Below are 11189 nucleotides of genomic sequence, written 5' to 3' on the forward strand. Positions count from 1 at the left end.
ATAAGACGGTATATTGAAAAGTGCCGCTGTTTCTCTGATAGATGTCCCGTGTTCATTCATATAATAAAGTACATCTAGTTTATACTGGGCTGGGTAGAATGTATAGCACTTTTCAAAGGCCTTTTCACCTGAAGACTCATATCGTCTAATCCACTCACGAAGTACGCTAGGGTTAACTCCTATAGATTTAGCAATTGTTTTTCCACTTTCTGTACCATCTAAATATCGTTTCACCGCTTGGATTTTTTCTTTTGAAGAAAATTTAGCCATAAAAAATGCACCTCCAATTGTTAGGCTGTGTCTAACAATTGGGGTGCACTTCAATCGTTGAGGCTGGCTCTTTTTTTACTCTATTAAACTACTGAAAAATGACATAGTAAATGAAATTATATCAACGATTTTTCAAATATATCTATCGTAACCTACAATATATCAACGATTTTTCGAATATATCTATCGTAACTTATAATATATCAACGATTCGACAAGAGATATCGATTTACCGACAAATTTTGACGTTAAAAGTACTTTAATATTAAAAAGGCGGTCCAAAATTTGGAACGCCTCCTATCTTCCCTATTCCACACAAGTAAACTGCGTCCAAGCTCCTACATAATTTAGTAAGAATAACTCCTCTTCCGCAATTGTACCGACGATATTTTTCCGTTCATCTATCGGCATTTCTTTTAAAATGATTTGCAGTTCACCTTTATACTTTCCGAATGAGTTATTACCAATTACAACTTGCCCTCTTTCCTGCAGCACACTTTCACGCACTGGGAAGTCATAGTCTTTGTACTTTTTACGTACTTCTGTAGAACGTACCATATACTCTGTTATGTCGCCGCGTCTTACGTGTAATTCTTGCAGCGTCGCTCTCTTCTCTACTTCAGTCGCTTCGTCTACAAAGTGCACTTTTAGCTGTAACATGTAGCGATTTAAGTTTCCTAGTTTCTCTAACTCTTCCTCACTCGCATAAGCATTTCCGATAATGACATCATCGATTAGCCCTGTTGCCCATAAATGCTTCGCTTGTACTTCAATTGGTAAATTACGATGCTCTTCTAACGTACATAATCCGTCGTTAATATCCCATGGACCGATGTTTGCGGCATGTGATGTAATAAAGGCTGCACTGCGAATACCATGCTTTTTAAAGCGTTCACTGCAGCGAATGAAATAATCGTACGGAAGACCAGTGAATTTTTGCGGATAAAAATTATGGCAACCAATTAAAGCTGATTTATTTGCTTGATGCGAAAGAATATTTTCTAAGTACGCAATATCGTTACTTACATTTAACTCAATTTGTAAACCGTACGGATTATTCGTCATTTTCGCTTCCGTTAACCCGTCAAAGCCTACATCTAAACGAATACCGTCTGCGCCTAACTCTGCGAAGAATGATAGATCGCTATAACTAATACCAAGCTGATCAAACACAGCCGGAGCTACATCTAAAATAACTTCCATATTGTTATCTTTTGCGTGATTAATAATCTCTTTAAATTCAGCTACAATTTCTTCTTTCGGACGATTCACAGATAACAAACAAGTAAATATTCTTGAAAAACCGTGTCGTGCCGCTACGGAAATATAAGCCATATCTTTTTCTTTCGTTGAATGTTCTGGATAAAGTGAAATCCCTAATTTACGCTCCATGCTTTTGCATCTCCTTCACACGTTGTATTAATGCCATGCTCGTAAATCTATATTTTGCAGATAAACACGTTGCACATAAAATTGTCGGTACAATAATTACGTACGGTGATTGCAATCCTAACATTACATATGCACCCATTGAACAACCGATTAATAAAACTGATACTAGTAGTAACACTAATAAAGATTTACTTTGTACCCATTTCGAATAATGGGCAATACACTGTCCGATCACGAATGTAATTAAGATGATAATTGCTCCGAGCATTCTGTTTTCTCCTCTCCTGCTAATTGTTGTTTCTCATACATTTTGAAGAATGGATAGTAAATAACGAATGAGATCGCAAAGTTAACAAGTACAAGTACACCAGCCATAATTGTCCAGTCCGTGCTAATAATCGCTGCAATTGGTGCTAACATCGTAAATGGCAGTTTCGCCATCATGAGTGGAATCATACCTGAAACAACTGCGAAATATGATACTGTCGTTGTCACTAGCGGTGTAATAACGAACGGAATAATTAAGATTGGGTTCATTACAATCGGAGCCCCGAAAATAATTGGCTCGTTAATATTGAATAAACCTGGTACGAATGATAATCTACCTAACTCTTTTAGGAACTTAGATTTAGAGAACATAAACATAATTACTAAAGCTAACGTTGATCCTGATCCGCCAATCCATACGAACCATTGAATGAATTGCTCTGTAAATAAGTTTGGTAACTGATGTGCATTTCCTGTAGCCGTGAACACTTCCATATTTTCAAGAATTGCTGAATCCCACATCGGACGAATGATTGGTCCTAAAATCGCCGGTCCATGTATACCAAATGACCAGAAGAACACGATTAAGAATACTGTTAATAAACCACCGAATAAGTTATTTCCTACTAGTACTGATTTTAATGGTGCGATTAAGTATGTAATTGTTGTATTTACATCGAATTTCAAACCGTAGCGAATGCCCCAGAATAAAAGAATAACTACTAATGTTGGAATTAATGCTGCAAACGAATTTGAAACTGCTGGTGGTACACTGTCTGGTAATTTTATTGAGATATTATGCTTAATCATAAAATGATAAATTTCTACTGCAATTAATGCTGTAACAATTGCGCCGAATAAAGACGTTGCACTTAATGTTCCTACTGAAATATATCGACCTGCATCAATAACACCTGGTACAGCTTTCGTAATTTGAATTGGTTCAACTGATGCTAGTAAAAAGGCGAGTACAGATAGTAGCCCTGCACTTAATTGATTGAGCTGATAAAAGTTCGCGAGCGAAGCCCCTACACCAAACGCTGCGTATAAGGCCATTAGTCCTACTGTAAATCGGAATGGAATATCTAAAATATGGCGAAACGGTGCAATCCATTCCATATATGCATCAATTGGTAAATTTAAAAAGATAACGAAAAATGACCCGACGATCGTTAACGGTAATGTAGAAATAACCCCATTTCGAATTGCCAATAAATGTCGTTGTCCTGCAATCTTTTGCGTTGTTGGCATAATCTTTTGTTCCATAAAACTCATAAACCCATTCATCAATAGCCCTCCTCTTTCTCTCTACTATAAAAGAATGAAATAAACTTTATAACATTATAATGTTTATATTTAAAAAGATATAATTATACTAAGACTAATTGTTCTGCTTGCTTCAGTACTTTCAAACCATCACACATGCCATAATCTCGTTGGTCTATAATTGCAACTGGTATGTTGTATGAGTTTGCAAGAAACTCTACAGCTGGAAATAAATATTTCACTTGTGGACCAATTAAAACGACATCAGCTTCCTTAATTTCAAGTTTCACGAGTTCTGAATCAACCGCCTTAATTTTATAATTCTTCCCCTGTTTCTTTGCCTCTTCTTGCATTTTTCTTACGACCATACTCGTTGACATACCTGCTGCACAACATAATAAAATATACATCTTATACTGTCACTTTCTCTTCCACTCGTTTATGAAGAGTAATAAATTCTTCAGCTAGTTCTTTCACTGTAATTGCATTCATTAAATGATCTTGTGCGTGCACTAACAGTAAACTGATTTCTGCATGATTTCCTCTTGCCTCTTCTTGAATTAAATCCGTTTGAATACGATGAGCTGCTGAAATTTCTTCACTAGCAAGTTCCATCTTTTCACCCGCATTCTCAAAATCTCCTTGTCTTGCAAAAGCGATTGCTTCAAGCGCCGCGCTTCTCGCGTTGCCACCATGTAAAATTAACGCAAATGGAGTTTGCATATCAGTCATTTTAAATTCCCCCAAGCTATATGTTTTCTATATTTTTATCTTATTATGAAAACGCATACAATTAAACATAAAAAACTTCCGTTATGTAACGGAAGTTTTTATATACTTTTTCAAAATGATAATAAAATCTCTTGAAAATCTTCAATCACCTCGGTCTGAGTTAGCTTCTCTATCACACTTTGACTAGACATAATATCATATAAAAAATCATAAAGCCTTTGCAAATCTTCATTATTATTGCGCTTTACACTAAATAAAATAATTACTTGTACTTTTTTATCTCCCCAATCAACAGCCTTTTCAAGTGTGCAAAACATCAAAAAAGTTTCCTCACTTAATAACTGCATCGGATGCGGGATTGCAACTGAATTCCCAACCGCTGTCGGAGACGTATTTTCTCTTTCCATAACAGAAGCATAAAAGTTTTCTTGTACATAATGTTTCTCAGCAGCTTTCTCACATAAAAACTGAATAACATCCTCTTTCGTAGAAGCACTATGATTTAAGAAAATTAAATCTTCCTTAATATAAGGCTGCACACTCGTATTCACATGCGTAAACAACCGCTGACCAATCAATTTAATCTCTTTATCATCAAATATTGAATTCACTTTTATAACTGGCACAGGCAAACCACTCGGTATATGAATCGTACTAATAATACAATCTATTTTTTCTTTATAAATATCTTCTACTTTCAATTGATAATAACCTGTAATACCTACAATCTCTAATTTATCTCGGAACTGTGATAAAATTTTATATTTCAATAGTTGTGCACTTCCTTGACCAGTCGCACAAACTAATAAGCATCTTTTCTTTTGATTCTGCTCCTGCAAACGGCTCATCGCTCCGCCGAAGTGAATAGCAATATAACCAATTTCACTTTCAGGGATCGATTCACCCGTATATTCACCAATGATATCTCCAACAAGAACCGCAATTTCAAAAGCATACGGATAATTCTTTTTCACTTCTGCCAAAAGAGGATTTCTCGTATTTAACTTATACTTCAAACGATTTAATAACGTTTTTAAATGAATACCAAATCCAAATAATAATTCTTCATCATAATAAAAAATAAGATTCCGTTCTTCCGCTACTTTAAAAAGAATATGTTGCATAAATGCATATATATCTTTTCCTAATAGCTCTTCTACATTTTCATAGCGATCTCTCGTTGTAACAGCAGTACTTAATAAATGCATCGTCACATATAATACTTCTTCTTCTGGAAATAAAAATTGTAACTCTTTCTCTAAATCTCCTAAAATCTGCTTCGCAATTGTATATTCTTTCTTTATTATAAGTTCTGATTGCTCCGCATGCAGTTCTTTCATATAATGTTGACTTTGACAACGCTTTAATGCGATTGCAATATGAATGACTAAATTATCAATTTCTATATCAGATAAATATATTGTTCCACCTTCAATATACTTTAATATAATTGAACGAATGAGTGATATATGAGGTAGCGATAAATATGTCTCCGTCTGCTCAAATTGCTCATGAAACGGAGTATGGCCATAACGCGGTAAACCATATTGTGATAAACAAGAACGAATATTAAATTCCTCTCCAACAATACGTATACCATAATACGGTCTCTTCTCAATTTGTAATTTATAGCGGCCACATATATCTGTAACATCTTTCATAATTAAATTGACCGTTGATTTGCTCACATAAATCTCTTCTGCTAATTCTGAAAGCTTCACATATCCCTCTGTCGTTAAAACACGCTGCAGAATATACGCTATTCTTTCTTCATAAGAAGTTGGGATCTTTTCCGTCTGTTTTTGAAATAGGCTCACACAAAAGTCTTCAAATTTCTTCGTTTGTATAATTTCTAATTCGTACCCAGTCCCTCTTTGCGATTCGATTTTCGCTCCGTTTTCTTCCAATATATCATTTAATAATTTTATATCCTTTTGAATCGTCTTCGTCGATACATGTAAACGGCCCGCTAAAAAAGCTCGATTTAACATCGATTTCTCTTCTAAAAACTCCTCTAAAATAGAAATTAATCGCTGATGCACCTTTGTCATAGCTCTTCCTCTCGCTCTTTATATATAAAGGGGGAAAAGCTGCTGAAATCAGTAGTTTTTCCCCTTTATATTCCCTCTATTTCTTTAACGTGAATCCAAATTTATCCCATGCTTGTAAATAGTCTAGTAAGAAAATCTCTTCTTCTACAATTCGACCAACTACATTTGTTTTTCCTGTATTCACCATATCTTTTAATGCAATTTGTAATTCGCCTTTATACTGGCCATATTGTTCATTATCAATTAATAAATCTCCACGCTTAATTTCACGCGTATTATGAGGTTTAAACTCTTCTTTTTTATATTTCACACGACTTTGTGTAGAACGAATCATATATTCAGATACATCTCCGCGATAAAAATGTGGTTCGTCTAATACGATAATTCTTTCTAGTTCTGTCGTTGTATCATATATTTCTATATCAAATGTTTGTTTCTCTTTATTTAATGCACCTAGTGCTTGTAATTCTTCTTCTGATGCATATGCGTTTGCAATAATAACATCATCAATTAATTCCGTCGCGAATAAATGCTTTGCCTGTGTTGTCATCGGTAATTCACGATGCTGCTCTAACGTACATAATCCTTCTGTTACTGGCCAAGGTCCATATGTTGCATCAAATGATGAAATAAAAGCAGCCGTTCTCATACCGTAATCTTTAAATTGTTTCGAGCATTTAATAAAATGATCGTATGATAATCCTGAATAACGATGCGGATAAAAATTATGGCAACCAATTAAATTTTCGCGATTTGGTCTATGGCTCATAATGTTATCTACATACTTCGTACCATTGCTCATATTAATCTCAATTTTCAAACCATATGGATTATAAGTCATAATTGATTCTTCTAATCCTGAGAAACCGACATCTAAACGAATACCGTACGCACCTAATTCATGGAAGAATGATAAATCATTATACGAAATACCTAATTGTTCAAAAACAGACGGACTAATATCAACTAATATCTGAAACCCTAATGCATTCGCATGAGAAATCGTTTCTTTAAATTCTTCTATAATTTTCTCTTTTTCTCCATCCACAGACAATAAACATGTGAACACACGTGTAAATCCATATTTACTTGCTAATGTTAAATACTCCTTATCTTTCTCTACTGTTGAATGTTCTGGATAAATAGAAATACCTAATCGTCTCATATGTACACGCCTCTTTCTTCATCATATTGTAAACCTTTTCAAATATATGTAGTGAAAAAGTATATCTCCCCTTCTTGTTCACTACTCTTCTGAATCCGCTTTCTTTAAAGAAAAAACAATTTCTATCATTCTTAACACCTACAAGTCTATACATCTATACTTTACATCTTTTTTTCATAGTTGTGTAGCTTTTACACAAATTTGTCAGTTTTTCGCCTTAAAAATTGTTATCCGTTTTCAAGACACCTTCCTTGACTGTTGCATTGGCCAATACATATACTCGAAAGAAAAGAGATACAGTGAAACTTTAATCAGTGAGGGGGGTGTTCATCCCCCACTGATTATTAGTTGAACCAATCGGGCATTTACGGGCAGTTGATCTCCCACCTAACTTCTTTGCTCCAGTCCGATTTTGAGGTGGGAGTTTTACTGCCCGTTAATAGCGGGAAAATTTTATATAGGGGATGAATATATGGGAGAAGCAATACTCGTAAAACGAGAACCGTTATGGACAAAAGAGTTTGTTGCTTTAATTTTTGCAAACTTATGTATGTTTTTAGGGTTTCAAATGTTAATTCCAACCTTACCTGTTTATGTGAAAGAAATTGGTGGCACAAGTTCCAATATCGGATTTGTTGTCGGCATGTTTACCGTTGCGGCACTTTTTGTTAGACCGCTAACTGGGAACGCCTTGCAAAAATTCAATAAAAAAATCATTTTAATGATCGGTACTGCTATTTGTTTACTCGCTATGGGCAGTTACCTTTTCGCCTCAACAATCTTTCTCTTGCTTGCTGTTCGTATTTTACACGGAGCTGGTTTCGGTATTACAACGACTACATATGGAACTGTCGTTTCTGATTTAATTCCCTCAGCTCGCCGCGGAGAAGGCATGGGATATTTTGGCCTTTCTGGAACAATTGCAATGGCCCTCGGTCCACTTATCGGACTATGGCTTATGCAAACATATAACTTCACAATTCTTTTTTTATGTGCATTATCGTGCACAATTGTTTCATTAATATTAACGAAACTACTTCAAATCCAAAAAACGAAACAGCCTCCACAACAATCATCTAGTACTTTTCTCGATGGATTTATTGAGCGTAAAGCTTTACTTCCTTCATTATTAATATTATGTATTACATTAATGTACGGAGGAATCGGAAGTTTTATAACACTATTTGCTACAGAAGTCGGCATAGCTGATATTAGTCTCTTCTTTTTATGTAACGCACTAGCAATCGCTGTAACTCGTCCATTCTCTGGAAAGCTATATGATGCGAAAGGCCATACATTCGTCATCATTCCGGGAGTTATTATAACGTTTACAGGCATTATTTTATTGTCGTATACGACGACAATTCCGAGCTTAATTATTGCTGCAGCATGTTACGGAAGTGGTTTTGGAGCGATCCAACCTGCACTACAAGCATGGATGATTGACCGCGTAGCACCGCATCGACGCGGCGTAGCAACAGCTACATTCTTCTCCGCATTTGACCTTGGAATCGGCGCTGGAGCGATTATATTTGGATTTATTGCTCATTTTACAAACTATGCAACTGTATATCGTTACTCCTCTCTATTACTTATTGCTTTTCTCTTCATTTACATTACAAGCATAAGAAAACAAAAGTATGGCGATAAAAACACGGAAAAAGCTGCTGGATAATTCAGTGGCTTTTTTATCGTGTTAAAAAAATTGTTTTCCCTCGTTTTACCGTTATAAAACTACATGCATTTTCCTACATATTTTTTTAACTTTCATCAAAAAATATACGATGAACTCGCAGACACTTTCCTTGATATTCAACTGAACAATACTATTCTAAAAAGTATGATTTCTTTACAAAATTAAGATTTATACAAGATGAAAACCAATAAAATACAGCTGTTTCTTTAAGGTATTGTAAACTTTTCTACCCTTTGTAAATTTAGTGTAAATTTTACTAGCAAACCGTTTACAGTGACTCAAGGTTCAGTTAATAATTACATCGTACATGAAATTTAAGGAGTGGAATGCGTGGAATATAATGTTCAAGATATGATCTTCCAGTTCATTGGTGGATTAGGTATTTTCTTATTCGGGATTAAATACATGGGCGATGGACTGCAACAAGCAGCTGGAGATCGTCTTCGCGATATTCTAGATCGTTTTACAACAAACCCACTCATGGGTGTACTAGCAGGTATGTTAGTTACGGTATTAATCCAATCAAGCTCAGGAACAACCGCTTTAACAGTCGGACTTGTAAGTGCAGGATTTATGACATTAAGACAAGCAATTGGTGTTATTATGGGTGCAAACATCGGTACGACAGTTACTGCATTTATTATCGGAATTAAAATCGGAGAATACGCTCTCCCAATTATGGCAGTTGGAGCTATCTTATTATTCTTCTTTAAAAATAAAAAAGTACATTCTTTAGGTCAAGTTATATTCGGCTTTGGTATGTTATTCTTCGGTTTGGAATTAATGAGCGCAGGTATGAAACCTCTTCGCTCCTTAGAATCATTCCAAGAATTAACGGTTAGTATGAGTGATAACCCAATTTTAGGAGTTGTTGTCGGTACAGTCTTCACTTTAATTGTACAAAGCTCAAGCGCAACAATCGGTATTTTGCAAGAATTATTCGGTCAAGGTGCAATTGATTTACAAGCTGCCCTTCCTGTATTATTCGGTGATAACATCGGTACAACAATTACAGCTGTATTAGCAGCAATCGGTACTTCTATTGCCGCAAGACGTGCAGCATTAGTTCACGTTATCTTTAATATCGTCGGTACAATTATATTTACGATTTTATTAGTACCATTTACAAGCTTAATTCAATATTTCCAAACATCATTAAACTTAAATCCAGAAATGACAATTGCATTTGCACACGGAACATTTAACGTAACAAATGCAGTTATTCAATTCCCATTCATCGCTGTATTAGCATGGATTGTAACAAAACTTATTCGCGGCGAAGACTCTGCTATTGATTTCAAACCGCAACATTTAAACCCAATCTTTATTGAGCAATCTCCAGCTATCGCTTTAACAGAAGCTCAAAAAGAAATTATCCGTATGGCTGAGTTTTCATTACATGGATTAAAAGAAGCAAACCAATTTTTAAATACACAAGACAAAAAACACGCTGACATGGCTACTCAATTAGAAGGAGCTATTAACAATTTAGATAAAAAAATTACCGAGTATTTAGTTCTACTATCTGAAAAGCCGCTTTCACCTACGGATTCTGAAAAACATTCCGTTTTAGCAGGTGTTGTTGGAGATATTGAACGTGTTGGTGATCATGTAGAAAATCTTGTAGAACTTGTAGATTTCCAAATTTCAAATCGTGTTTCACTATCAGACGAAGCATTAGGTGAATTAAACGAAATGCTGGAATTAACGATTTCAACACTGCAAGACTCAGTTGAAGCTTTAACAAACTTCGATACTGAACTAGCTCAAACTGTTATTGCAAAAGAACGCAAAATCGACCAAATGGAACGTGTTCTTCGTAAACGTCACGTATTACGTCTAAACGAGCGTAGCTGTTCAGGTGATGCAAGTATCATCTTCGTCGATATGGTAAGTAACTTAGAACGCATTGGCGATCACGCTGTAAATATTGCTGACGGTGTTTTAGGTGAACAAGGAAAAATCAATTTAAAACAATCATTATAATGAAGAAAAGAGACGCTACATTAAGCGTCTCTTTTTTCAGGCTGTGGAGAAAGTCTTCTCCACAGCCTGTTTTTGTGTCTGAACCTCTTTTTATGTGTCAACACTGATAAAAAGAGGTAAAGGAGAGATTTTTTATGATGGGTGCTTTAAAAAATCATCGTGATGAACGTGTATCTGTTTCTGTAGAAGAGTTGGTTCCACAAGATCATTTCCTTCGTGCGATCGAAGCGACAATTAGTTTTGATTTTATTGAAGAGAAGTTACGCCCTTATTACTGTGAAAACAATGGACGTCCGTCAATCCATCCTATCGTTTTATTTAAAATGATGTTTATTGGATATTTTTACGGTATTCGTTCGGAGCG

Annotated in this window: 11 protein-coding genes; 3 read left to right on the top strand and 8 right to left on the bottom strand. The window is 35.3% G+C overall.

Annotated features, from left to right (window positions below; genetic code table 11):
• The 8 genes from C4S65_RS32910 to C4S65_RS32945 form a co-directional block, all read right to left on the bottom strand.
• A partial coding sequence (locus C4S65_RS32910) for a transposase (protein WP_142391614.1) occupies positions 1-270 on the bottom strand: 270 nt, incomplete at its 3' end.
• Between the two features lie 306 nt (positions 271-576).
• Positions 577-1662, bottom strand: a complete 1086-nt coding sequence (locus C4S65_RS32915; RefSeq protein ID WP_000440073.1) for a MupG family TIM beta-alpha barrel fold protein — start codon at positions 1660-1662, stop codon at positions 577-579.
• Complete coding sequence (locus C4S65_RS32920) at positions 1652-1930, bottom strand: hypothetical protein (protein WP_000900042.1); 279 nt, start codon at positions 1928-1930, stop codon at positions 1652-1654. Before C4S65_RS32920 ends, C4S65_RS32915 begins: the two co-directional genes overlap by 11 nt.
• Positions 1906-3216, bottom strand: coding sequence for a PTS sugar transporter subunit IIC (locus tag C4S65_RS32925; RefSeq protein WP_001013057.1), 1311 nt, complete (start codon positions 3214-3216; stop codon positions 1906-1908). The genes C4S65_RS32920 and C4S65_RS32925 overlap by 25 nt, the downstream gene beginning before the upstream one ends.
• 83 nt (positions 3217-3299) lie before the next feature.
• Positions 3300-3605: a PTS sugar transporter subunit IIB gene (locus C4S65_RS32930; protein ID WP_000275644.1), complete on the bottom strand. Its 306-nt coding sequence runs from the start codon at positions 3603-3605 to the stop codon at positions 3300-3302.
• Position 3606: 1 nt separating this feature from the next.
• On the bottom strand, positions 3607-3927 hold the full coding sequence (locus C4S65_RS32935; RefSeq protein WP_000131324.1) for a PTS lactose/cellobiose transporter subunit IIA: 321 nt from the start codon (positions 3925-3927) through the stop codon (positions 3607-3609).
• Between the two features lie 110 nt (positions 3928-4037).
• Positions 4038-5978: a BglG family transcription antiterminator gene (locus C4S65_RS32940; RefSeq protein ID WP_098838708.1), complete on the bottom strand. Its 1941-nt coding sequence runs from the start codon at positions 5976-5978 to the stop codon at positions 4038-4040.
• 76 nt (positions 5979-6054) lie between these two features.
• Positions 6055-7143 carry a DUF871 domain-containing protein gene (locus C4S65_RS32945; protein ID WP_098838707.1) on the bottom strand — a complete coding sequence of 363 codons (1089 nt, stop codon included), beginning with the start codon at positions 7141-7143 and terminating at the stop codon, positions 6055-6057.
• 472 nt (positions 7144-7615) lie between these two features.
• Between C4S65_RS32945 and C4S65_RS32960 the strand changes: the two genes are divergently transcribed.
• The 3 genes from C4S65_RS32960 to C4S65_RS32970 form a co-directional block, all read left to right on the top strand.
• A complete protein-coding gene (locus tag C4S65_RS32960; protein ID WP_097820840.1) occupies positions 7616-8818 on the top strand; it encodes an MFS transporter in 1203 nt (400 codons plus the stop codon).
• Positions 8819-9169: 351 nt separating this feature from the next.
• On the top strand, positions 9170-10825 hold the full coding sequence (locus C4S65_RS32965; protein WP_000456251.1) for a Na/Pi cotransporter family protein: 1656 nt from the start codon (positions 9170-9172) through the stop codon (positions 10823-10825).
• A 134-nt stretch (positions 10826-10959) separates the two neighbouring features.
• A partial coding sequence (locus tag C4S65_RS32970) for a transposase (protein WP_142391532.1) occupies positions 10960-11189 on the top strand: 230 nt, incomplete at its 3' end.

Source organism: Bacillus sp. ok061, assembly GCF_900108285.1.
Taxonomy (GTDB): Bacteria; Bacillota; Bacilli; order Bacillales; family Bacillaceae_G; genus Bacillus_A; species Bacillus_A thuringiensis_S.